Below are 23,002 nucleotides of genomic sequence, written 5' to 3'. Positions count from 1 at the left end.
TATCTCCAGTCCGCCGAGCCCCCCAAGCGCCGGGGGATGACGTTTTCGTTCTACCGCTAGCGCCGCCCTAAGGGCTCGGCTAACAAACCGGCCATGCCGCTCGCGCTTGTCATCTCCAGTCATGTCGCCGCCAGCCGTGTCGGCGGGACCGCCCAGGCCCAGGCCCTGGCGCCGTTCCGCATCGACACCATGGTCGTCCCCACGGTCCTCTATGGCCGCCATCCCGGCTGGGGCGCGCCCGGCGGGGCGTCCGTGCCTGTCGAGGCCATCGAGGGGATGCTGGACGGCATCGAGGCCAATGGCCTCTTCGCCCAGACCGACCTGGTGCTCACCGGCTATTTCGCCACGGCCGCCCAGGTCCGCGCCGCCGCCCGCGCCATCGACGCCGTGCGCGCCGCGCCGCGCGAGGCCGGCGCCCGCAGGCCCATCGTCATCGTCGACCCCACCATAGGCGACGCCGGCAAGGGGCTCTATGTCGCCGCTGATGTGGCCGATGCGGTGATCGGCGAACTGGTCCCCCGCGCCGACATCGTCGCCCCCAACGCCTGGGAGCTGCAGAGGATGACCGGGGCCGAGACCCGCGATCCCACCCAGGCCCTGCACGCCGCCCGGCTGCTGGGCCGCCCGGTGATGGTCTCCTCCGTCCAGCGCGGCGGCGAAATCGGGGTGATCTACGCCGACAAGAAGGAGGCCTGGCTGGCCGCCCACCCCCGTGCCGATAGCGCCCCCAAGGGCACCGGCGACCTGCTCTCGGCCCTGTTCGGCGCGGCCCTGATCGACGGCCTGACCACCTCCTATGCCCTGGCCCGCGCCGTGGGCGGAGTGGCCGAGACCATCAGCGCCGCCCAGATCTGGAATGTCGCCGAACTGCCCATCGTGGCCATGTCCCAGCGGCTGAAGGCCGCCTCGCCGACGGTGCGCATGGAGCGGCTGATCTGACCGCGATCTTCGGAACCTGCCCGCCCACGTTTTCCGCGGTGCGCGAGGCCTTCGAGGCCAATTTCGAGCGGGGCGCGGAAATGGGGGCCCGGTTCTCCCTGGTCCATGGCGGCGAAGTCGTGGTCGACCTCTGGGCGGGATACGCCGACCGCCAGCGCACCAAACCCTTCGACGACAAGACCCTGACCGCTATCTTCTCCAGCACCAAGGCCATCGCCGCCCTGCTGATCGCCCGGCTGGTGGACGCCGGAAAGCTGGACTACGGCCAGACCGTCGCCAGCGTCTGGCCGGAATTCGCGCAGGCCGGGAAGGCCGCGATCACCATCGAGCAGGCCATGAGCCACCAGGCGGGGCTGTCGGGTTTCCCCGATCCCATGGAACCGTCCCTGTGGTTCGATTGGGACGCCATCTGCGCCAAGCTGGCAGCCATGGCGCCCCTGTGGCCGCCGGGAACCGCCAGCGGCTACCACCCCGTGACCTTCGGCTACATCGCCGGCGAGATCTTCCGCCGGGTGGACGGGCGCACCATGGGCGCGGCGCTACGCCAGGATCTGGCGGTCCCCTTCGACCTGGATATCTGGATCGGCCTGCCCGACAGCGAGCACGACCGCACCGCCGACATGCAGCGGCCCAACGGCCCGGCCAAGTTCGGGGTGATCAACGAGGCCACGCGGGCGGCCTTCCTCACCCCCTGGTCCTCGGCCGGCGGGCGGGGGCAGGCGGAGTGGCGTCGCGCGGAGATCCCCTCGGCCAATGGCCACGCCACGGCGCTGGGTCTTGCTCGCCTGTTTGGGGCGCTGGCCAATGACGGCTGGCTGGACGGCGAGGTGATCCTGTCGCCAGCCCTCATCGCCGAAGCGTCGCGGGAACGCATCCGTGGCCAGGACCTGGTCCTGCCCTTCGAGATGAGCTGGGGCGCGGGCTTCATGCGCAATTCAGCTGTGAAGGTCTGGGGCCAGGGGGACCAGACCTTCGGCCACTCCGGCTGGGGCGGCTCCTGCGTCTTCGCCGACCCGCAGACCGGGCTTTCCGGCGCCTATGTGATGAACCGCCAGTCGCCCGACCTGATCGGCGACCCCCGGCCCAGGGCCCTGATCGCAGCCGCCTACGGGTCGCTCTAGGCGACCACCGGGCTCGGCAGGGCCCGGCTACGACGCCAGGCGCCGTAGGTGAACACCGCCGCGCCGCCCCAGATGAAGACGAAGGAGATGGCGCGCAGCGGGGTGAAGGCCTCGCCCTGACGCACCCCGATCGCGAAGGCGATGGTGGGGCCGATGAACTGCAGGAAGCCCATGAACGACAGCGGGATCCGCCGCGCCGCCCAGGCGAACAGCACCAGCGGCACAGCCGTGATAGGCCCCGAGGCGATCAGCCAGGCGATGGTGGCAGGCGAGGCCAGGAAGTGGCCTGCCCCCTGATGTTCCAGCCAGAGCACGAAGAAGAAGCTGGGGATGGCCAGGAGCAGGCACTCGATGAACAGGCCCGTCTGGGCGTCGGCCTGGACCTGCTTGCGCACCACGCCGTAGCCGCCGAAGGAGAAGGCCAGGGCCAGGGAGACCAGGGGCAGATGGCCAAGCGCCACGGCCTGGATCACCGAACCCACCACGGCGAGGCAGATGGCGGCGACGCCGATGCGGTCCATGCGCTCGCGGAACAGCAGGGTCCCGGCGGCCATGTTGATCAGCGGGGTGATGTAGTAGCCGAGGCTGGATTCCAGCACCCGACCGGAATTGACCGCCCAGATGAACACCATCCAGTTGACGGCGATCAGGCTCGCCGACAGGGCGAGCCAGGCCAACACCTTGGGCTGGCGGAACACGCCCACCACCTGGCCCCACTGCTTGGCCAGCAGCACGAAGATCAGGGCGGTGGGCGCCCCCCAGACCGTCCGGTGGGCGAGCGTCTCCCAGGGACCGACGCCCAGGTGGCCAATGGCCTGGAAGGCGAGCGGCACGAAGCCCCAGATGAAGTAGCAGAGGATGCCTGCGCCGAGCGCCGTGCGGTTGATCGAGGCGGTCTCAGTCACGGCGGGCGGGCTTTCGAAGCGTCAGCAGGTTGCGGGCTCCCTACCTAGAGCCTGATCCGTTGAGGTGGAATCGCTTCGCGATTCCGCCGATGCGGTGAATCAGGCTCCAGATTTAAGCGAGAGCATGATTCACGCTTCAGCCGGGACCGCTACGCGGTTCCGTCTAAAACGATCATGCTCTAGGAGCATCGGGGGATCGGGGAAGGGCCAATCGCGCAACAGCTGGCGGCCTTCGGCCCAGGAATCCTGGGCCGAAGGTCAGGGTCGCCTTACGCGCTGGCGATGGCCTTGGTCTTGATCAGGCCGCGCTCGTGCAGGAGCTGGGCGATCTGCACCGCGTTCAGGGCGGCGCCCTTGCGCAGGTTGTCGGCCACGACCCAGAGGTTCAGGCCGTGCTCGACGGTGGGGTCGTTGCGGATGCGACTGACGAAGACCGGGAACTCGCCCTGCGCTTCCTTGGGCGTCATGTAGCCCTGGTCGTTGCGGCTATCGATGACGATCAGGCCCGGGCTCTCGCGCAGCAGGTCGCGGGCCTCGTCCTCGTCGAGGTGTTCATGGAACTCGATGTTCACCGCTTCGGAGTGGCCGACCATGACCGGGACGCGCACGCAGGTGACCGTCAGCTTGATGGCCGGGTCGATCATCTTGTGGGTCTCGTTCCACATCTTCTGCTCTTCGTCGGTGTAGCCGTCGTCCTGGAACGACCCGATGAAGGGGATGACATTGAACGCGATCTGCTTGGGGAACTTCTTGGGCGGCGTCGCCCCCAGGACGAATACGTTCTTGGTCTGGTCGAACAGCTCGTCCATGCCTTCCTTGCCGGCCCCGGAGACCGACTGGTAGGTCGAGACCACCACCCGCTTGATCTTGGCCCGGTCATGCAGCGGCTTCAGGGCCACCACCAGCTGGGCGGTCGAGCAGTTGGGGTTGGCGATGATGTTCTTCCTGTGCGCCCAGCTCACGTCGTCGGGGTTCACCTCCGGCACCACCAGGGGGACGTCGGGGTCCATCCGGAAGGCCGAGGAGTTGTCGATGACGATGGGACCGGCGGCGCCGATCTTGGGCGACCATTCCTTGGAGAAGGTTCCAGACACGCTCATCAGCACCACGTCGACGGTGGAGAAGTCGAACTGCTCCACGTCCTGGCACTTGATGATCTTCTCGCCGAACGAGACCTCGACGCCGATCGACTTGCGGCTGGCGATGGCGTGAATCTTGTCGATGGGGAATTGAACCTCCTCAAGGATGTTCAACATTTCGCGGCCCACATTACCCGTGGCGCCGACGACGGCTACGCGATAGCCCATCGGAGTCTCTCCTGATCTTCAAGCGGAGCGTTCCGTTACGCTCGCAGGCCCGAAATCGCAAGCTGGACGGCGCTTTGGATCGCCGCGAAGCACGTTACGGTGGCGCCCAAGAAACGAACACGTTCGAGGAAACTTCATGACCCAAGACACCGGCATGCCCTTCGCCAACCTGATGGGCGTGGCGATCACCGATCCCTCCAAGGACAAGGTGATCGGCAAGCTCCTGGTTCGCGCTGACCTCTGCACCTCCGGCCATATCCTGCACGGCGGAGCGATCATGGCCTTCGCCGACGCCCTGGGCGCGGTCGGCGGCTTTCTGAATCTGCCGGTCGGCTCGCGGACCACCACCATCGAGAGCAAGACCAACTTCGTCGGCTCGGCCAAGGAAGGGACGACGGTGACCGGCGAGGCCACGGCTCTGCACGTCGGCCGGTCCTCGAGCGTCTGGCAGACCCGGATCACGGGCGAGGACGGCCGGCTGGTGGCCATCGTCATCCAGACCCAGATGACCGTGGCCCTGGCCGAAAAGCCCGCCGACTAACCCTTGCCGGGCTTGGGCGCGCGACAGGCGCCCGAGACCTGATCGGCCGTTACGCTCTCCCCGGCGTCCAGGGCCGCGAAGAGGATGCGGAAGTCGCAGGAACGGCCGTTGGCCAGGCCGCGGCCCGTGGCGAACAGGCCCTTGCGATTGAACAGATTCACCGCGAACGCGTCGGAGCCGACATAGGCCCGCAGGAAGGCGAGCACCAGCAGCTCCCGGTCGGCGCTCTGGGTTTCGCCGCCCGCGATCATCGCGCGCCAGATGGCGCAGTTGGCCTGGCCGTCCCAGACGTGGCCCGCCGCCAGGTTGGGGCGCTTGGCGGTGGGGATCACACAGGGGACGTCGTTCTTCATCGCCACGAAGGCCGCTCCGGTGCGGGCGCGCGAGACGAAGTCGACGTCGCGGGTTTCGCCGGCCTTGAAGGTGGCGAGCTTGGCCATCACCGCCTCGATCTCGTCGAGGTAGCGGGCCCCGGCCTGGACCCGCATGTCGTAGAAGAAGGCGTATTCAGAGAAGTGGGGTGACGGGCGTCCCTGCAGGTTCGCCGACCATTTGGTGGCAAGGTTCCAGGCCGAGGCGCGGAACACCTGCTCACCGGCGTCCTGGGCCGCCACCATGGCCGGGTCGCCCAGGAAACCCGCCAGCTCGATGGCGAAGGCCGGATCGATCACGCCGTCGCTCTGCACCGAACGCGCCCAGGCCAGGGCCTCGGGACGGGTCAGGGGATCGCGGGACAGCCGGGCGTACTTCACGAAGTCCGCGCCATGGAAGGGCATGGCGGTGGCGGCCAGGGCGTCAGCGTCCGGCACGCGGTCGATCAGGTCGGCGATGGTCCCCTGGCCGAAGTTCCATTGCAGGGCGCCGACCGACAGGCCCTGCTTGTCCTTGTCCCCGGCCATGGTGGTGTAGACCGCCAGGCTCGACGGGGCGGCGGTCTCCAGCAGGCGGGTCATGATCGAGGCGCCTTGCGCCCAGGCGATGGGCGGGGCGGTCAGCGGCGCCGACGGCGCGGGCTCAACCGGCTGGGCTTGGACAGATCCGGCGAGGCCAAGACCCAGACCAAGGGCCGCCCAGAACCGGATCACTCGCCGGCCATGGCCAGGATCGCCTTCCACTCGGCGGACTCGACGGGGCAGACCGAGAGGCGAAACTGCCTGAACATCTTCATCTCGGCGAGCGCCGGGTTGGCCTTCATCGCCGCCAGGCTGACAGGCTGCTTCAGCTTGCGCACCGGGGTGACCTCCACGGCGACGAAGCGGCCCGCCGGGTCGCTGGGATCGAGGAAGGCCTCGCGCGCCACCTTGCAGATCCCCACCACCTCCAGCCCCTTCTGGGAGTGGTAGAAGAGGGCCTCGTCGCCCACCTTCATGGCCTTGAGGTAGAGGGCGGCCTGGTTGTTGCGCACCCCGTCCCAGACAGTCTTGCCGTCGCGGACCAGGTCCTCATAGCTGAACTTCTCGGGCTCGGACTTCATCAGCCAGTGGGCCATCGGCGCATTCCCTCAGATCTTCGCCACGATATCGCCGTCCACGGCGGCGCTTGGCAAGCACCTCAGATATAGTTGACTCAGTCAAATATGTGGCTTTCCTTCCCGCCTCGGAAGGAGCCGCGATGACCCCCGACCCCATCGCCGCCATCCGCGGCTTCAACCGCTTCTACACCCGCACGATCGGGGTGCTGGAGGAGGCCTATCTGGGCACGCCGCTGAGCGTCGCCGAGGGCCGGGTGCTCTACGAGATCGCCAAGGCGCCGGAGGGCCTGACGCCCAAGGCCATCAGCGGGGTCACCGGCCTGGACGCGGGCTACCTGTCGCGCATCCTCAAACGTTTCGAGCGCGAGGCGCTGACGACGCGCGCGCCTTCGCCGGAGGACGGCCGCAGCATCACCATCACCCTGGCGGCCAAGGGGGCCGAGATCTTCTCAGGGTTGGACGCGGCGTCGAACCAGGTGGTGGAAAGGATCATCGCGGGGCTGGACGACGGCCAGCGCGGGCGGCTGACCCGGGCCATGACCGAGGTTCGGAGCCTGCTGGATCCGGGGCCTGCGCCGGAGGTGATCCTGCGCCCGCACCGGCCCGGCGACATGGGCTGGATCATCGAACAGCACGGCGAGGTCTATACGCGGGAGTACGGGTGGGATAGCCGCATTGAGAGCCTCACCGCCCGGGTCTGCGCTGACTTCCTCGCCAATTTCGATCCGACGCTGGAGCACTGCTGGATCGCCGAGCGGGGCGGCGAGCGGCTTGGCTCCATCTTCCTGGTCAAGGGGGAGGCGCCGGGCCAGGCCAAGCTGCGCCTGCTGATGCTGACGCCGGCCGCCCGCGGCCTGGGGCTGGGCAAGCGGCTGGTGGCCGAGTGCGTGGCCTTCGCACAGGCCGCCGGATACGCCGAGGTGGTGCTCTGGACCCACGCGGTGCTGACAGCCGCGCGCGGCATCTACGCCGCCGCTGGGTTCGAGATGATCGACAGCTGGACCCATGCCGATCTGGGGCCTGAGCAGGTGTCGGAGACCTGGCGCCTGACCCTCTGAGCGCATCCGGGTGGTCGTTCCGCGCGTAGGTTCAGGCATGATCGATCGACGCCTCCTGCTCGCCGGCGGCCTGGCCGCCCTGCCCGGCCTGACCCTCGCCGCCACACCGCCAAGCCGTCGCCTGGCCTTCCACGTCCTGCGCAACGGCGCGCGGATCGGCGAGCACCTGATGAGTTTCGCGGGCGATCCTGCCTCCCCCACCGTCACCACCGACGTGCGCATGGCGGTGAAGCTGGGACCCGTCCCGGTGTTCCGCTATCGCCACCACGCCGTCGAGCGCTGGACCGGCGGCCGGTTCGCCAGCCTGGAGACCACCACCGATTCCAACGGCAAGGCCGAGCGGGTCTCGGCGCGGCGCACCGACACCGGTGTCGTCATCGAGACCGCCAAGGGCCGCATCACCGGCCCGGCCGGCGCGCGGCCCTTCACCCACTGGAATCCGGAGGTCTTCACCGGCCCCCTGTTCAATCCCCAGGAGGGCAAGCTGCTGAAGGTCACCACCCGCAAGGTCGGCGCGACCCAGTGGTCCGTGCGCGGCGAGGCCGAGATCGACGACTGGTACGACGAGGTCGGCGTCTGGACGGCGCTGAAGGGGAAACTCAAGGATGGCTCGACCCTGGAGTACCGGCGCGCCTGATCGCCGGATGCGGGAGCCCTCTTTTCGACGGCGTATGATCCTGTAGGTTGAGTCACGCCGACAGGGGGACACGCTTGCCGACTATCCGTGCCGCGCTGGGTCTGGTCCTGGCGCTGAGTCTGGCGCCGCTCGGCTCCTCGGCCGCCCCCACGGCCGCGACCTCAGATTCGCGTTCCCTGCCCCAGGACCCGGCGCTGCGCCGCGGCGTCCTGCCCAACGGCCTGCGCTACGCCGTGATGCGCAACGCCCTGCCCAAGGGCGCGGTCTCCCTACGGCTCTATGTCGATGTGGGCAGCCGCGAGGAGACGGAGGCCGAGCGCGGCGCAGCCCACTTCGTCGAGCACATGGCCTTCCGCGGCGCGCGCCATTTCCAGGACGGGGAGTTGGAGCGGGCCCTGGCCTTGATCGGCGTCGGGGCCGGGCGCGACCACAACGCCGACACCGGGGTAGCCTCCACCTCCTACCGCCTCGACCTCACCGACACCGCGCCAGCCCATCTGGACCTGGCCTTCCGCTGGCTGCGGGACGTGGCCGACGGGATCACCTTCGAGCCCGCCGCCATGGACCGCGAGCGCGGCGTGGTCCTGGCCGAGAAGGAGGCCCGCGACGCGCCAGGCGCCCTGGTGCGCGACCAGGTCACCAGCTTCGTCGCCCCGCGCCTGCGCAGCACCCTGCGCGACCCCATCGGCACGGACGCCAGCCTGAGAACCATGACGCCCGGGGTGTTAGAGGCCTTCCACGCTCGCTGGTATCGGCCAGAAACCGCCTGGGTGGTGATGGTGGGCGACATGGCGCCCGAGGCCATGGAGACCGCGATCGCCAAGGCCTTTGGCAGCTGGACCGGCAAGGGGTCGCCGCCGGCCCGCGCGGCGCTGGGCGAGATCGAGGCGGGCCGCGGGCTGGAGGCCCTGGTGATAGCCACACCGCAGATCGCCAGCGGACTGTCGGCCTGCAAGGTCCTGCCCGGCTCGCCCCCGGCCACCACCAACGCCGCCAGCCTGCGCCGCAACAGCCTGCGCCAGGTCTGGCAGTCGGCCCTGAACGCCAGGCTGACCCAGTTGACCAACGGCTCCAAGACCCTGCTGAGCGCCGGCATGACGGTGACCGACCTGGACGGCGGCCAGGCCGTCTGTTTCAGCGCCGCCCCCAACGCCGAGGCCTGGGACGCGGCCCTGGCGGCGGGTCAGGACGAGCTTCGCCGGTTCGGCCGCGACGGCCCCACCGAGCTGGAGGTGGAGGCGGCCGTGGCCAAGGTGCGCAACAGCGTCCGCTCCGACGTCACCACCGCCCCGACCCAGCTGTCATCATCCCTGGCCACCTACCTTGCCCAGGCCCTGGCGGAGGGCTGGGTGGTGATGGAGCCACGGGCCTCACTGCGGGCCTTCAACCAGGCGGTGGAGGAGGTGACCCCCGCCGACGTCAAGGCCGCCTTCGCCGCCGACTGGTCGGGTTCGGGGCCCTTCCTGACCCTGACGGCGCCCAAGCCCCCGACCCGCGAGGCCCTGCTGGCCAGCTGGCGGCGCGGCGAAGCCGGCGAGGGTCCCGCCAAATATGCTGACGCTGTCATCGCCCAGTGGGCCTATGGGCCGCTGAGCGAGCCCGGCAAGATCGCGCGGCGCGAGACCCTGGCCGCCGGGATCACCCGGGTCACCTTCCGCAACGGGGTGATCCTGACCCTGAAAAAAACAAGCTTCGAGAATGGCGCCATTGCGCTCCGCCTCTGGTTCGGGACCGGGCGGGGCGAGGTGGCGGCCAAGGATTTCGACACCGCCGGATCGGCCACCGGCGTCTTCCCCTACGGGGCGCTGGGCAAGCACAGCTATGACGAACTGAGGGGCATCTTCGGCGACGAGGCCCTGGACTTCGATCTGGACATCACCCCCTACGCCTTCAAGCTGGAGCACGTGGTGTCGGACGACACGCTGAGCCCCCGGCTGCGGCTGCTGACCGCCTACATGACCGACCCGGGGTTCCGCGACACCCTGGACGCCAAGTTCGGGACCGAGATCGACAACAATTTCCGCGACCGCCAGAGCGACCTGTGGGCCCTGCTGCGGGAGGCGGTGATGGACACCGTCGCGCCAGGCCTACCGCTGGGGACCCCCGACCGGGCCGCCATGGAGCGCCTGACCTCGAAGGACCTCGCCGCTGTCCTGAGGCCCGCGGTGACCCACGATCCCATCGAGGTGACCCTGGTGGGGGACATGGACGAGGCCGCCGCCATCGACCTGATAGCCCGCACCCTGGGCGCCCTGCCGCCCCGCGGGCCGCCGCCGAAGCCGCGTCCCGACACCTTCAGCCTGCGCTTCCCCGCCACGCCGCCGCCACAGATCGACACCCTCCACTACGGCTCGCCGGACAAGGCGGCGGTGGCGATGATCTGGCCGCTCTATGTGGCGGTCCCAGCGCGGCGCAAGGAGGAGGACGCCCTGAAGCTGCTGGCCGAGGTGTTCGGCGACGAACTGCGCCACCAGGTCCGCGAGCACCTGGGCAAGACCTATTCCCCCACTGTCTTCGCCTCGACCCCGGACTATGTGGACCAGGGGGAGCTGGACGCCCTGGTGGAGACCTATCCCGCCGACCTGGAGGCGGTGCGGGCCGAGATGCGCGCCGTGGCCACGCGGCTGGCGGCGGGCCAGATCACGTCGGAGATGCTGGAGGCCGCCCGCACCCCGATGTTGTCGGGGGCGCGGGCCGAGGCGGCCACCAACGCCTGGTGGGCCGAGGCCCTGTCGGGATCAGCCCACCACGACGAGTGGCTGCAGGACGCCCTCCACCAGGAGGACCGCATCAAGGCGGTGACGCTGGCGCAGGTAAAGGCCGCCGCGGCGACCTGGCTCGCCCATGACCCCATCGTGGCAGTGATCCGCCCGGCTCCCCGCCCACAGGAAGGCGCAAGATGACTCGACATTTCATCGGTGGCCTGGCCGCCCTGACCCTGCTGGCCGCCGCGCCGCAGGCTCTGGCCGGAAGCAAGGACTGCTACGGCGGCGAGGACAACGAGGCCGGCTACAGGGCGCGGGAAGCGGCCTGCGCCGCCGTGATCGCAGCCGGCGCAGACGCCTCGACCTTGACCCGGGCCAATGTCTCGCGGGCCTATGCCCTGGGCGGCCTCGGCCGTCACGAGGAAGCCTTGAATGCCATCGACACGGCGCTGGCCCTATCGCCCGGCGATCTGGTGGCCCAGGTGGCCCGGGCCCAGACCCTGGGCTCCCTCCACCGCGTGGATGACGCCATCGCCGCGGCCACCGACGTGATCAAGTCCCACCCCGAAAGTGCAGGCGGCTGGTGGCTGCGTGGCACCTACTGGCAGTATGGGCGCAAGGATCCTGAGAAGGCCCTGGCCGACTATAACGCAGCCATCGCCGCCGATCCCAGGCATGGCCTGTCCTACTTCTACCGCGCCAAGCTCGCGCCGGACGACGCCGCGGCCCTGCCCGACCTGAACAAGGCCGCGGTCCTGGAGCCCGACGATCCGGAGATCCGCATCGCGCGCGCCGACGCCCTGCAGAACCTGCACCGTTCCAAGGAGGCCGTAGCGCAGTACGACGCGGCCTTGAAGCTCGACCCGGACAATGTGGACGCCCTGATATCCCGCGCCTACGCCCGGCTGGATCTGGAAGACTTCAAGGGCGCCGAGGCCGACGCCAACCGAGCCGTGGCGCTGGCCCCGAAGCGGGGCGCCGCATACTTCGCCAAAGGCTACGTCTTCGAGGCGGAGCAGGCGATCGACAAGGCGGCCGCAAGCTACGAAGCCGCGGCCGTCGCTCTGCCCAAGGACTCCGGGGTCCAGTTGGCCCTGGCGCGGACCCGCCGCCTCCAGAAGCAGTACGACCAGGCCCTCGCCGCCCTCGACGCCGCCGAAGCCTTCGACGCCGCAAGCCTCGCGCCCAGGGACGCCGAGGTCCCCTACCAGCGCGCCCTGGTCTGGCGGGAGCGCGGCGACTTCGGCAAGGCGGTGACCCAATACGACATCGCCATCGGCCGCCAGCCCCGCGCCCTGACCTATCACATGCGCGGCCTGGCCTATGCGGCGCTCGGCAATCACAAGGCCGCCCTGGCGGACTTCACCAAGGCCGCCGAACTGGAGCCCAAGAGCGCCGCATCCTTCGTCTCTAAGGGCGACGAAGAGAACGCGCTCGACCTCCCGGCCGCGGCGATGGAGAGCTATCGCAAGGCGCTTGGGGTCGATCCCAAAGAGGTCGACGCCCTGGCCGCCGTCGCCGCCCTGCTGGTGGACCGGGGCGATCTGGCCGGCGCCGCCCAGACCTATGAGCAGGCGCTCAAGGTCGCGCCAGATGAATCCCGCCTCTGGTTCTGGCTGGCGGAGGTGCGTCTGGAGCAGAGCGACCCCGCCGAAGCTCTCAAGCTCATCGACCGCGGCCTGAAACTCGATCCGAAGTCCAAGCTCGGCCTGACGGACCGGGGGCAGGCCCTGGAAAACCTGGGCCGCCCCGCCGAGGTGGTGAAGGTGGCCACCGGGGGCCTGGCCCTCTATCCCGACGACAACGAATTCCTCTACCTGCGGTCCGGCGCGCTGATCGCCCAGGGCGACCTGGCCGGCGCCCGCAAGGACCTCGACCTCTATCTGCAGCTGTCGCCCAAGGCGTCGGGCGCCCTGACTCGGCGCGGCGAGGTGCATCGCGCCGAGGGTCACTACGACCTAGCTCGCGCCGACTTCGACCAAGCCATCGCCCTGCAGCCCGACGCCGTCCGCACCCTCTACGACCGCGGCCTGTTGTCCATGGACGAGGAGCGCTACGACCGAGCCATCAAAGACTTCAACGCCGCCCTGACCTTGACGCCCGGCGACCCCGACATCCTGGCGGAGAAGGGCGAGACCTATCGCCGGATGGACGACCATCTGTCGGCCGTCGAGACCCTGGACCTGGCCATCAAGGCCGATCCGAAGCTGGCCTTCGCCTGGCAGGTCCGCAGCCTGGCCAAGCAGGACCTGGGGGACACCGCCGGCGCCGCGGCCGACATGGCCGAGGCCAGGCGGCTCGATCCCAAGATCAAACCCTAGAGGGCGGTCAGCACCGCGTCGCCCATCTGAACGGTGGTGAGCGCCCCGCCCAGGTCGCGGGTGCGGGCGCCGTCTTCCAGGGCCTTGTTCACGGCGGCGAACAGCTTGTCGGCCAGGTCGGTGCGGTCCAGCGACCAGCGCAGGGCCATCTCGAACGACAGGATGGCGGCCAGGGGATTGGCCAGGCCCTGGCCGGCGATGTCCGGCGCCGAGCCGTGGATCGGCTCGTAGAGGCCGGGCTTGCCCGCCACGCCGAGCGCCGCCGACGGCAGCATGCCGAGCGAGCCGGTGAGCTGGGCCGAGATGTCCGACAGGATGTCGCCGAACAGGTTGTCGGTGACCATGACGTCGAACTGCTTGGGGTTCTTGACGATCTGCATGGCGGCGTTGTCGGCCAGGATGTGCTCCAGCTCGACATCGGCATAGTCGCGGGCGTGCAGGTCGGTGACCACCTGGCGCCAGAGCAGGCCTGAATCCATCACGTTGGACTTCTCGGCCGAGGTCACCTTGTTGCGGCGGCCACGGGCCAGCTCGAAGGCCACGCGCGCCACCCGCTCGATCTCGGCGGTGGTGTAGACCTGGGTGTCGACAGCGCGCTTGCCGCCGCCGGGCAGGTCCTCGATGAAGCGCGGGCTGCCGAAATAGATGCCGCCGGTCAGCTCCCGGACGATCATGAAGTCCAGGCCCTCGACCACCTCACGCTTGAGGCTGGAGGCGTCGGCGAGCGGCTGGAAGCACAGGGCCGGGCGCAGGTTGGCGAAGACTTCCATCCCACCGCGCAGGGCCAGCAGGCCCGCCTCGGGCCGCTTGTCGCGGGGCACGCCCGCCCATTGCGGGCCGCCGACCGCGCCCATCAGCACGGCGCGCGACGCCTTGGCGGTGGTGAGCGCCTCGTCGGTCAGCGGCGTCCCGTGCGCGTCATAGCTCGCGCCCCCGAACAGCCGCTCCTCGACCTTCAGGTCGGGGGCCAGAGCCGTCACCACACGACGCACCTGGGCGGTCACTTCGGGTCCGATGCCGTCGCCCGGCAGGAGGAGGAGGTCGGTCATGGGAGGAGCCTTGGAGAGAACTTAAAGCGCGCGTTCTGAGGCGGTCTCGTAGGCGAAGAGCCTGCGGTCGCCAACACCGAACTGGGGCCACTGGCTGCGCCACGCCGCCATATGCGGCGTCTGAAAGTGGGCGTCGATGGCGGCCTGGTCGCGCCAGGCTTCGTAGACCCGGATCAGGCCCGGGTCGGCCACGTCCTGGGCGTAGGAATATTCCAGGCAGCCGTCCTCGGCGCGGCTGGCGCTCAGCATGACCAGCATGTGGGGACGGAAGGCGTCCAGGTTCTCCGGCGGGACGCGGACGGTCCCGGCGATGATGACGCTCACGCCCGTTCCAGCCAGGGCTCCGACAGAGCCCGCTTGCTCTCATAGACGTCGATGTCGATGGCGGCCGTCAGGGTCTCGCCGATGGCGTCCAGGCCCTGCAGCATCTTGGCCTTGCGCTGCGGGTCGATCTGGAAACTGAAGGTCGCGCCCGACGGCGAGACCACGGTCTGGGCCGCGAGGTCGATGGTGACCACGTGGTTGCCGCCCTTGGCCTCTTCCATCAGGGCCTGGACCTGATCGGGGGTCAGCACCACCGGCAGCAGGCCGTTCTGGAAGCAGTTGTTGTAGAAGATGTCGGCGAAGGAGGACGAGATCACGCAGCTGATCCCGAAATCCAGCAAGGCCCACGGCGCGTGCTCGCGGCTCGACCCACAGCCAAAATTGTCGCCGGCCACCAGGACGCCGACGCCCTTGTACTCCGGCCGGTTCAGGACGAAATCGGTCTTCTCCACCCCCTGCTCGTCGAAGCGGAAGTCGTAAAACAGGCCCTTGCCCAGGCCCTCACGTTCCACGGTCTTGAGGAACTGCTTGGGGATGATCTGGTCGGTGTCGATATTGGCCATGGCCAGGGGGGCCATGCGGGCATCGAGCTTGGTGAAGGCTTTCATCTAGGCGGTCTCGGTTTCGGCGTTCTGCTGGATCAGGACGGTCGGCACGCCGCCGACCACGTTGCGGGCCGTGAAGATGCGGGTGCCCGGCTTGCGGCCCTTGCGCACCTCCGACACGTCGAAGCCGGCCGCGGCGATGCGGGCCTGAACGGCGTCGGCGTCGGTCACCCGCCAGGCCAGGCCGCCGAAGCGGTCGGGGGCGTCGGACACCGGGGTCTTGAGGCTGGCGCCCATCTCCACCACCGCCGTGCCGCAGCGGAAGAACAGCTGGCGCACGCCCCACTGCTCGTTGGACCGGTCCAGGCGCAGGTCGAGGCCCAGCTTGGCGCCGTAGACCGCCAGGGCCCGGTCGGGATTGGGGGTGTTGATCACCACATGGTCCAGCTCGCTCACCGCCGAGGCTTCGCTGTCGATGGCGGGCGACAGCGGCCACGGCTCACCGCTGCGGGGCGGGTCCACCAGCAGGATGTTGAGGCCCCCGGTGTCGGCGGCATTGAGCGCCGAGGTCGTCCAGTAGCGTTTGCGGCCATCGTCGTGGGTCGAGCGGGTGGGGCCGGGGACGCTGCCCCGCAGGCCCCGGCGCCCCACCAGCTTCTGGGCGGCCTCGGCGTTCTCCACCGTGAAGGCCAACGCCCAGATGCCCTCGCCGTGTTCGGCCAGATGCCTGCGGATGGTGTCGCCGAAGGCGCCTTCGCCGTGCGGGGTGATGACGTCCAGCGCCATGTTGGGCAGCTGGAACCAGGCGTGGCGCGCGCCACCGTCGCCGCCGATCCAGTTCGGCTCGCGGCCGAGCAGGGCGCGGTAGCCGGCGACGGCCGCGTCCAGATCGTTCACTGCCAGGGCGATGTGATCCAGTCCGGTGATCATTTCATCATCTCGCGGACATCAACGATGTGGCCGGCGATGGCGGCGGCGGCGGCCATGGCCGGGCTCATCAGGTGGGTGCGACCGCCCCGGCCCTGGCGGCCCTCGAAGTTGCGGTTGGAGGTCGAGGCGCAGCGTTCCCCCGGCGCTAGGCGGTCGGGGTTCATGCCCAGGCACATCGAGCAGCCCGGCTCGCGCCAGTCGAAACCGGCGGCCTTGAAGATGGCGTCCAGGCCTTCTTCCTCGGCCTGTTCCTTCACAAGGCCCGAGCCCGGCACCACCATGGCCCGCACGTGGGGCGCCACCAGGCGGCCATTGAGGAAGGCGTGCTGGGCGACCTCTGCGGCGGCGCGCAGGTCCTCGATGCGGCTGTTGGTGCAGGAGCCGATGAAGACCACATCGACCTTGGCGTCGCTGATCAGCTGGCCGGCGGTGAGGCCCATATAGTCGAGCGCCCGTTCGGCCGAGGCGCGCTTGTCGGGGGTGGCGAAGCTTTCCGGCGCCGGCACGTGGCCGGTGACCGCCACCACGTCCTCCGGACTGGTGCCCCAGGTGACGGTGGGCGCGATCTGGGCGGCGTCCAGCACCACCTCGCGGTCGAACACCGCATCGTCGTCGGAGAAGAAGGTCTTCCAGTGGGCCAGCGCCATCTCCCAGGCCGCGCCCTTCGGCGTGGCCGGGCGGCCCACCATGTAGTCGTAGGTGGTCTGGTCCGGGGCCACGAGACCCGCCCGCGCCCCGGCTTCAATGGCCAGGTTGCAGAGCGTCATGCGGCCTTCCATGGACAGGCCGGCGATCGCCTCGCCGGCATATTCGATCACCGAGCCGGTGCCGCCCGCCGTGCCGATGGCGCCGACGATGGCCAGCGCGAAGTCCTTGGCGCCGACACCGGGACCGCGGGTCCCGTTGACGGTGACGCGCAGGTTCTTCGACTTCTTCTGGCGCAGGGTCTGGGTGGCCAGCACGTGCTCGACCTCCGACGTGCCGATGCCCTGGGCGAGCGCCCCGAAGGCGCCGTGGGTCGAGGTGTGACTGTCGCCGCAGACGATGGTCATGCCCGGCTGGGTGCGGCCCTGCTCAGGCCCCACCACGTGGACGATGCCGTTGCGGATATCACCCATCGGGAAGAACTCGATGCCGGCGTCCTTGACGTTGCGCTCCAGGGTCTGGAGCTGCAGGCGCGCCTCTTCGTCGGCCACCGCGCCGACGCCCAGCGCCTGGCCTTCGGTAGGGACGTTGTGATCGGCCACCGCGAGCGTGCGGTCAGGCCGGCGCACGGGACGGCCGGCGGCCCGAAGGCCAGCGAAGGCCTGGGGCGTCGTCACCTCGTGGATCAGGTGCAGGTCGATATAGAGGATCGCCTCGCCGTCTTGCTCCGCAACGACGTGCGCATCCCAGATCTTGTCATAGAGGGTCTTGCCGGACATGGGCGGCATGTAGGGTCGGAGGGGGCTGTAAGTCCAGCACCCCGCGACGTTTTCACGCCGCGCCGCGCAAGGATTTGCCTCAGGCCGCGGCTTTTTGGTCCATCGGCAGGCAACCTTGACCCTGAAGCGCGGTCTTCAGCGCCGTTTCCAGGGGGGTGTGGGGCTCCACGCCGAGGGTTTTCACCAAGCGGGAATTGTCCAACAGGACCGCGTTTTCCCAGAGGTAGCGCATCTCCAGCATCTCCCGCAGGGTCTCCACGAAGGGAGCGACCGCCCGCATGGCCAGCCAGGGAATCCGCTTCACCGGCAGCCGGCGGCCCGCGACCCGCTCCAGGGCTGCGACCATTTCGTCGCCGGAGAGCTGGTGGCCGCCGAAGTTATACATCGCGACGTCGGGCAGGGTCGCCTCGATTTCCGCCAGCCGCGCCATGGTCTCCGCCAGGTCCGGCAGGTAGGCCCAGGTGTGGCGGATGGCGCGGGGGCCGGGATAGCTCACGCTGCGCAGGGGCTTGTCCTTCGCCACGATGCCCTCGGTCAGCCAGGAGGAGCCGCTGATGGGGCCAAAGAAGTCGCCGGCGCGCACGACCAGGCTGCGCACTCCGGCGGTCGCCAGCCGCCGCTCCATCTTCACCCGGATCACGCCCTTGCGGGTCTTCGGGTTCTGCGGCGAATCCTCCCGCAAGGTCGGGAAGGCGTCGGGGCCGTAATTGTAGACATTGCACGGCAGGAGGATCCGCGCGCCTGTCGACTTTGCCGCCGCGATGCTGGCTTCCATCATCGGCAGGAGCAGGCCCGCCCAGTTGCGGTAGCCCGGCGGGTTGGCGGCGTGGACGATGACACTCACCCCTTGCGCCGCCGCGGTGACGTCGGAAGCCGAGAGCGCGTCGCCCTTCACCCATTCGATCCGTTCCAGGCCGACCGCCTCGCGGGCCGCCCGGGCCGGGTCACGATGCAGGCCACGCACGGTCCAGCCCCGCGCCAGCAGCACAGCGGCGACCTCGCCGCCCACCGATCCCGTCGCCCCAATCACCAACGCGGTCTTGTCTGAAGTCGCCATGTCGCCATCTCCTTCTGAGAGAACAAAGATCGGCGACGGGGAGCTCAAACGAAATTGCGGATATCCGTGACTCAGCTATTCATAAGCGCATGAGCGATCCGACCTGGGACCTGTATCAGAGCCTGCATGCGGTGCTGCAGGCCGGCAGCCTGTCAGCGGCGTCGCGCGCCCGGGGCCTGACCCAGCCCACCATCGGCCGCCACATCGAAGCCCTCGAGCAGCAGCTCGGCGCGCCGCTGTTCCTGCGCAGTCCCCGCGGCCTGACCCCTACGGACCTGGCCATCAGCCTGAAGACCCACCTGGAGGAGATGCACGCCGCCGCCTCAGCCGCCGCGCGCGACGCCTCGGGCTCGGCCGACAGCGAGAAGGGCTCGATCCGCATCGCCGCCAGCCTGATCGTCGGCGTCGAGGTGCTGCCGCAGATCCTGGCCGGCTTCATGGAGCAGCATCCCGACATCGCGATCGAACTTGTGCTGTCCAACAAGATCGAGGACCTGTCGCGCCGCGACGCCGACATCGCCGTGCGCATGGCCAGGCCCACCCAGGGCGCCCTGGTGGCTCGCAAGATCGGCATGCTGGGGATCGGGTTCTACGCCACCCAGGGCTATATCGACCGGCGCGGCATGCCCGAGAGTCTGGACGATCTGGAGAACCACACCCTATGCGGCTTCGACCGCGAGCGCCCGGCCCTGGAGGCCCTGGCCGGCATCGATTTCCCGCGGCCGATCACCCGTGAGGTCTTCGCCTTCCGCACCGACAACGACGCCGCCCAGATCTCCGCCGTCCGCGCCGGCATGGGGATCGGCGGGGTGCAGCACCAGATCGCAAAACGCGACGGCCTTGTGCCCGTGCTGGCCAACGCCTTCTCCTTCGAACTCGAATGCTGGATCGCCATGCACGAGAATCTGAAAGGCAGCCGCCGCATGCGGCTGATGTTCGACCACCTGGCGGTGGGGTTCGCCGAGTATCTGGGCAAGAGCCGGTGACTCTCGCAGGCGGCTGCCTCTGCGGCCAGGTCCGCTATGAGGCGCGTGGCGAGCCTTTGAACGTGCGCTGCTGCCACTGCACGCTTTGCCAGAAGGCGGGCGGGACGCCGTTCTACGCTCGCGCCATGTTCGCCCTGGGCGACATCACCCTGACCGGTGAGACCCTGGACCATCCCACCTCCGATCGGCTGATGCGGCGGTCCTGCGCGCGCTGCGGGACCCTGGTGTTCAGCCAGCCGAACGACCTGCCGGCCCGCATCGCCGTCGGCCTGCCGACCCTGGACGACCCCGGCGCCCTGGCCCCGGACATGCACATCTTCACGAGCACCATGCTGGCCTGGCTGAAGCTGGACGACGACCTGCCGCAGTACCTGGAAAGGCCCCCCGCATGAGCCGACTTCCCAGCTTCCCCGTCGAAGGCGGCTGCGCCTGCGGCGCCATCCGCTACCAGCTGAACGCTCCGCCAATCGCGGTCTATACCTGCCACTGCACCGACTGCCAGTCGCTGACCGGCAGCGCCTTTTCCATGGCCATGCCGGTTTTCCGCAAGGACTTCGAGATCACGCAAGGGCAGCCTGCCAACTGGCCGCGCAAGGCGACTTCGGGGACGGTGATCCCGCAGCGGTTCTGCCCCGACTGCGGGACCCGGGTGTTCACCGAGCCGCCCGGCGGGCCGCACGCCCTGACCGTCCGGCCCGGGACCTTGGACGACACCAGCTGGCTACACCCGGTCTCGGCCTTTTGGGTGAGCAGCGCCCAACCCTGGATGACCTTCGACGCGGACGTCCTGCAGTACGAGACGCAGCCGACGGATTTCACGCCGGTGATGCAGGCGTGGAAGGTCTGGATCGAAGGCTGAAACGAAAACGGCGGCCCCGTCACCAGGGCCGCCGCTTGAAACTCGTAAGGTCGGAAAACCCTAGTCCTCGACGGTTTCCGCCGGGACCACGGTTTCAGCCTTGGGCGTGCCGCCGGTGTAGGAACGTTCGGCGATCCGCGCCGACTTCCCGCGACGGTCGCGCAGATAATAGAGCTTGGCGCGCCGCACGACGCCGCGGCGCTTCACTTCGATGGACTCGATCATCGGCGAGTGGGTCGGGAAGACCCGCTCCACGCCTTCGCCGAAGGAGATCTTGCGGACGGTGAAGCTCTCGTTGATGCCGCCGCCCTGACGGGCGATGCAGACACCTTCATAGGCCTGGACGCGCTCGCGCTCGCCTTCCTTGATCTTCACGTTGACGCGAAGGGTGTCGCCGGCTTGGAAATCAGGGATCTTGCGGGTGGCGAGAAGGCGGTTGCGCTCTTCGTCTTCCAGCTGCTGGATGATGTTCATCGGGTCGTCCTCTAGGTCTTCGGGCTTAATCGCCCTTTGGCTGTTGATTGGCGGTTCGCCGCGCCCACAAGTCCGGCCGCTGCTTCCGCGTCGTCTCTTCCCGCTGCTCAGACCGCCATTTCCGCACCAGGGCGTGATGGCCGCTCAGCAGCACCTCGGGGATATCCAGGCCTTCAAACGTCCGCGGTCGCGTATATTGCGGACCTTCAAGGAGCCCGTCCTCGAAGCTTTCTTCATTCAAGCTCTCGGCCTGCCCCAACACACCGGGGACCAGCCGTACGCACGCCTCGATCGTCACCAGCGCCGCCGCCTCGCCACCGGCGAGCACCGCGTCGCCGACGGCGACCTCCTCGAACCCGCGCGCGTCGAGCACCCGCTGGTCCACCCCCTCGAACCGGCCGGCCAGGACGATCAGTCCAGGCCCGTCAGCCCATTGCTTGACTCGCGCCTGGGTCAGGGGCTGCCCCCGGGCGCTCATATATAAAAGCGGCCGCCCTCGCCGCTCCACGCTGTCCAGCGCAGAAGCGATGACGTCCGCTCGCATCACCTGTCCCGGGCCGCCACCCGCAGGGGTGTCGTCGAGGAAGCCGCGCTTATCCTTGGAAAATCCCCGAATGTCCACTGTTTCCAAGGACCAGAGCCCCTGCTCGCGCCACGCCGTGCCGATCAGCGAGACGCCGAGCGGGCCTGGAAAGGCCTCGGGAAACATGGTCAGGACGGTGGCGTCGAAGGACATCGGGCGCTTTTGGACCATCGGCGCGCGTAATTCTACCGCCTTGCCCGAGCGCCGCGATGGGCCTAATTCAGCGCCTTTCGCACTTGCAGCATATTTCGAGACGCATAATGGACACCCCTGAGAGCCTGCCCGAGACCCTGTCGCTGGAACGCCTGGAGCTGAACCTGTTCCGGGGCGTCAGCCCCTCCATGGGTCCGGGTCGCATCTTCGGGGGCCAGGTGATCGCCCAGTCCCTGTTGGCCGCCTATGAGACGGTCGAGGATCGGGTCTGCCATTCCCTGCACTGCTACTTCATTCGCCCGGGCGATCCCCGCGTGCCCATCGTCTTCGACGTCGACCGCTCGCGCGACGGCGGCACCTTCACCACCCGCCGGGTGGTGGCGATCCAGAACGGCAAGCAGATCTTCAACCTGGCCGCCTCCTTCCAGGTGGTGGAGGACGGCTTCGAGCACCAGATTCCGATGCCCGAGGTTCCCGGCCCTGACGACCTCGAGGACGACTCCGTCAAGCAGCGCAAGATGATGGAGAAGGCCCCGGAGGAGATGCGCAAGATGATGTCGCGCCCTCGGCCCATCGAGATGCGCTCGGTCGGCCCGTCCTCCTGGACCAAGGGCCCCAAGCCCGCTGAGAACAGCGTCTGGTTCCGCGCCGCGGCCCCCATCGGGACCGATCCGCACATGCACCAGGTGATCATGGCCTATGCGTCGGACATGAACATGCTGTCGACCGCCATGCGCCCGCACCGGGTGGAATGGCAGACCCCGGGCCTGCAGTCGGCCAGCTTGGACCACGCCATGTGGTTCCACAAGCCGTCGAACTTCAACGAGTGGCACCTCTATCACCAGGACAGCCCCTCGGCCTCCGGTGGCCGCGGCTTCGTGCGCGGCTCGATCTATGACGCCAAGGGCGACCTGGTGGCCTCGGTCACCCAGGAAGGCCTAATCCGCATGAAGACGCCCGAGGCGAAGGCCTAAACAGACCGCTCAGGCCTTGGTGTCCACCGCGTCGCCGTCGTGGGACGCGTCGTGGCTGGCGTCATTGGCGGCGTAGGGGTTGGCGGGACCGCCGGAGGGTTCGGCGCCCGGACCTGTGGAGCCCTTGGCCGCCACCACCACCATGGCCGGGCGGATCAGCCGGCCCAGCAGTTCGTAGCCGGGCTGCAGCACCTGGATCACCCCGCCGGCGCCGACCTCGGTGGAGGGCTGCTCCATCATGGCCTGGTGCTGGTGCGGGTCGAACTTCACGCCCTTGTCGGGCTCGATCTTCTTCAGACCGTTGTTCTCGAAGGCGGTCTGCAGCGATTTCGCCGTCATCTCCACACCGACCACGAAGTTCTTCACCACCGTGTCGGGGCTGTCGGCGGGCGCCGCGGTGAGCGCGCGCGACATGTTGTCGGCGGCCGCCAGCAGGTCCTTGCCGAACTTCTGGATGGCGTAGGCGCGCGCGTCATTGGCCTCGCGCTCGGCGCGGCGCCGCGTGTTCTCCGCCTCGGCGGCGTAGCGCAGCACCTGTTCCTTCAGCGCCTTGTTCTCGGCGGTCAGGGCCTCGATATGGTCGATCGCCGCATCGGCGATGTCGTTGACGTCTTCGGCCGGCGTTTGATCGTCGGACAT

At 69.0% G+C, this 23,002-nt stretch carries 24 protein-coding genes; 11 read left to right on the top strand and 13 right to left on the bottom strand.

The window, feature by feature from the left end:
- The first annotated feature begins 93 nt into the window (after positions 1-93).
- On the top strand, positions 94-939 hold the full coding sequence (locus JKL49_RS01695; RefSeq protein WP_215337839.1) for a bifunctional hydroxymethylpyrimidine kinase/phosphomethylpyrimidine kinase: 846 nt from the start codon (positions 94-96) through the stop codon (positions 937-939).
- A complete protein-coding gene (locus JKL49_RS01690) occupies positions 936-2,060 on the top strand; it encodes a serine hydrolase domain-containing protein (RefSeq protein WP_215342642.1) in 1,125 nt (374 codons plus the stop codon). Before JKL49_RS01695 ends, JKL49_RS01690 begins: the two co-directional genes overlap by 4 nt.
- Here the strand turns inward: JKL49_RS01690 and rarD are convergent.
- The gene (gene rarD, locus JKL49_RS01685) at positions 2,057-2,965 is read right to left on the bottom strand and encodes an EamA family transporter RarD (RefSeq protein ID WP_215337837.1); all 909 of its coding nucleotides are present in this window, start codon (positions 2,963-2,965) and stop codon (positions 2,057-2,059) included. The genes JKL49_RS01690 and rarD overlap by 4 nt on opposite strands.
- Positions 2,966-3,234: 269 nt before the next feature.
- On the bottom strand, positions 3,235-4,272 hold the full coding sequence (locus JKL49_RS01680) for an aspartate-semialdehyde dehydrogenase (RefSeq protein WP_215337836.1): 1,038 nt from the start codon (positions 4,270-4,272) through the stop codon (positions 3,235-3,237).
- Between the two features lie 136 nt (positions 4,273-4,408).
- Here JKL49_RS01680 and JKL49_RS01675 point away from each other — a divergent pair, with 136 nt between their 5' ends.
- Complete coding sequence (locus JKL49_RS01675) at positions 4,409-4,813, top strand: PaaI family thioesterase (protein ID WP_215337832.1); 405 nt, start codon at positions 4,409-4,411, stop codon at positions 4,811-4,813.
- On the opposite strand, the gene JKL49_RS01670 is transcribed toward JKL49_RS01675, so the two are convergent.
- Together JKL49_RS01670 and JKL49_RS01665 are read right to left on the bottom strand one after the other, a co-directional pair.
- Positions 4,810-5,898 carry a hypothetical protein gene (locus JKL49_RS01670; protein ID WP_215337830.1) on the bottom strand — a complete coding sequence of 363 codons (1,089 nt, stop codon included), beginning with the start codon at positions 5,896-5,898 and terminating at the stop codon, positions 4,810-4,812. The two genes, JKL49_RS01675 and JKL49_RS01670, sit on opposite strands and share 4 nt — an antisense overlap.
- Positions 5,895-6,302, bottom strand: a complete 408-nt coding sequence (locus JKL49_RS01665) for an EVE domain-containing protein (protein WP_215337828.1) — start codon at positions 6,300-6,302, stop codon at positions 5,895-5,897. The genes JKL49_RS01670 and JKL49_RS01665 overlap by 4 nt, the downstream gene beginning before the upstream one ends.
- Before the next feature lie 122 nt (positions 6,303-6,424).
- On the opposite strand from JKL49_RS01665, the gene JKL49_RS01660 reads away from it, so the two are divergent.
- From JKL49_RS01660 to JKL49_RS01645, 4 genes are all read left to right on the top strand, one after another.
- Entirely contained in the window at positions 6,425-7,342 is a 918-nt protein-coding gene (locus JKL49_RS01660; protein WP_215337826.1) for a bifunctional helix-turn-helix transcriptional regulator/GNAT family N-acetyltransferase, read from the top strand.
- A 37-nt stretch (positions 7,343-7,379) separates the two neighbouring features.
- Positions 7,380-7,979 (top strand): DUF6134 family protein, encoded by a 600-nt coding sequence (locus tag JKL49_RS01655; RefSeq protein ID WP_215337824.1) that lies wholly within the window; start codon positions 7,380-7,382, stop codon positions 7,977-7,979.
- A gap of 74 nt (positions 7,980-8,053) precedes the next feature.
- The gene (locus tag JKL49_RS01650) at positions 8,054-10,882 is read left to right on the top strand and encodes a M16 family metallopeptidase (protein ID WP_215337822.1); all 2,829 of its coding nucleotides are present in this window, start codon (positions 8,054-8,056) and stop codon (positions 10,880-10,882) included.
- On the top strand, positions 10,879-13,005 hold the full coding sequence (locus tag JKL49_RS01645; RefSeq protein ID WP_215337820.1) for a tetratricopeptide repeat protein: 2,127 nt from the start codon (positions 10,879-10,881) through the stop codon (positions 13,003-13,005). The genes JKL49_RS01650 and JKL49_RS01645 overlap by 4 nt, the downstream gene beginning before the upstream one ends.
- Here JKL49_RS01645 and leuB read toward each other — a convergent pair.
- From leuB to JKL49_RS01615, 6 genes are all read right to left on the bottom strand, one after another.
- Positions 13,002-14,054: a 3-isopropylmalate dehydrogenase gene (leuB, locus tag JKL49_RS01640; protein WP_215337813.1), complete on the bottom strand. Its 1,053-nt coding sequence runs from the start codon at positions 14,052-14,054 to the stop codon at positions 13,002-13,004. The two genes, JKL49_RS01645 and leuB, sit on opposite strands and share 4 nt — an antisense overlap.
- Before the next feature lie 21 nt (positions 14,055-14,075).
- Positions 14,076-14,378 carry a putative quinol monooxygenase gene (locus JKL49_RS01635; protein ID WP_215337811.1) on the bottom strand — a complete coding sequence of 101 codons (303 nt, stop codon included), beginning with the start codon at positions 14,376-14,378 and terminating at the stop codon, positions 14,076-14,078.
- Positions 14,375-14,986 (bottom strand): 3-isopropylmalate dehydratase small subunit, encoded by a 612-nt coding sequence (leuD, locus tag JKL49_RS01630; protein WP_215337809.1) that lies wholly within the window; start codon positions 14,984-14,986, stop codon positions 14,375-14,377. Before leuD ends, JKL49_RS01635 begins: the two co-directional genes overlap by 4 nt.
- Positions 14,987-15,853, bottom strand: coding sequence for a VOC family protein (locus tag JKL49_RS01625; protein ID WP_215337807.1), 867 nt, complete (start codon positions 15,851-15,853; stop codon positions 14,987-14,989).
- Positions 15,850-17,277, bottom strand: a complete 1,428-nt coding sequence (gene leuC / locus JKL49_RS01620) for a 3-isopropylmalate dehydratase large subunit (RefSeq protein WP_215337805.1) — start codon at positions 17,275-17,277, stop codon at positions 15,850-15,852. The genes JKL49_RS01625 and leuC overlap by 4 nt, the downstream gene beginning before the upstream one ends.
- A gap of 79 nt (positions 17,278-17,356) precedes the next feature.
- Positions 17,357-18,334, bottom strand: a complete 978-nt coding sequence (locus JKL49_RS01615) for an NAD(P)H-binding protein (RefSeq protein ID WP_215337803.1) — start codon at positions 18,332-18,334, stop codon at positions 17,357-17,359.
- A gap of 89 nt (positions 18,335-18,423) precedes the next feature.
- Here JKL49_RS01615 and JKL49_RS01610 point away from each other — a divergent pair, with 89 nt between their 5' ends.
- Genes JKL49_RS01610 through JKL49_RS01600 form a run of 3 tightly spaced genes read left to right on the top strand, consistent with a single transcriptional unit; the run spans position 18,424 to position 20,179 of the window.
- The gene (locus JKL49_RS01610; protein WP_215337801.1) at positions 18,424-19,320 is read left to right on the top strand and encodes a LysR family transcriptional regulator; all 897 of its coding nucleotides are present in this window, start codon (positions 18,424-18,426) and stop codon (positions 19,318-19,320) included.
- Positions 19,317-19,712, top strand: coding sequence for a GFA family protein (locus JKL49_RS21155; RefSeq protein WP_215337799.1), 396 nt, complete (start codon positions 19,317-19,319; stop codon positions 19,710-19,712). Before JKL49_RS01610 ends, JKL49_RS21155 begins: the two co-directional genes overlap by 4 nt.
- Positions 19,709-20,179, top strand: a complete 471-nt coding sequence (locus tag JKL49_RS01600) for a GFA family protein (RefSeq protein ID WP_215337797.1) — start codon at positions 19,709-19,711, stop codon at positions 20,177-20,179. The genes JKL49_RS21155 and JKL49_RS01600 overlap by 4 nt, the downstream gene beginning before the upstream one ends.
- Before the next feature lie 60 nt (positions 20,180-20,239).
- Here JKL49_RS01600 and rplS read toward each other — a convergent pair whose 3' ends face one another.
- Both rplS and trmD read right to left on the bottom strand, forming a co-directional pair.
- Positions 20,240-20,653, bottom strand: a complete 414-nt coding sequence (rplS, locus tag JKL49_RS01595) for a 50S ribosomal protein L19 (protein ID WP_215337795.1) — start codon at positions 20,651-20,653, stop codon at positions 20,240-20,242.
- A 25-nt stretch (positions 20,654-20,678) separates the two neighbouring features.
- Complete coding sequence (trmD, locus tag JKL49_RS01590; RefSeq protein ID WP_215337793.1) at positions 20,679-21,389, bottom strand: tRNA (guanosine(37)-N1)-methyltransferase TrmD; 711 nt, start codon at positions 21,387-21,389, stop codon at positions 20,679-20,681.
- A gap of 107 nt (positions 21,390-21,496) precedes the next feature.
- Here trmD and JKL49_RS01585 point away from each other — a divergent pair, with 107 nt between their 5' ends.
- Positions 21,497-22,363 (top strand): acyl-CoA thioesterase, encoded by an 867-nt coding sequence (locus JKL49_RS01585; protein WP_215337791.1) that lies wholly within the window; start codon positions 21,497-21,499, stop codon positions 22,361-22,363.
- Between the two features lie 9 nt (positions 22,364-22,372).
- Here JKL49_RS01585 and grpE read toward each other — a convergent pair whose 3' ends face one another.
- Entirely contained in the window at positions 22,373-23,002 is a 630-nt protein-coding gene (gene grpE, locus JKL49_RS01580; RefSeq protein ID WP_215337789.1) for a nucleotide exchange factor GrpE, read from the bottom strand.

The sequence above is a fragment of the Phenylobacterium glaciei genome, assembly GCF_016772415.1.
GTDB classification, from domain to species: domain Bacteria; phylum Pseudomonadota; class Alphaproteobacteria; order Caulobacterales; family Caulobacteraceae; genus Phenylobacterium; species Phenylobacterium glaciei.
The sequence above is the reverse complement of the archived record's forward strand: the minus strand, read 5'-3'. Positions and strand labels throughout refer to the sequence as shown.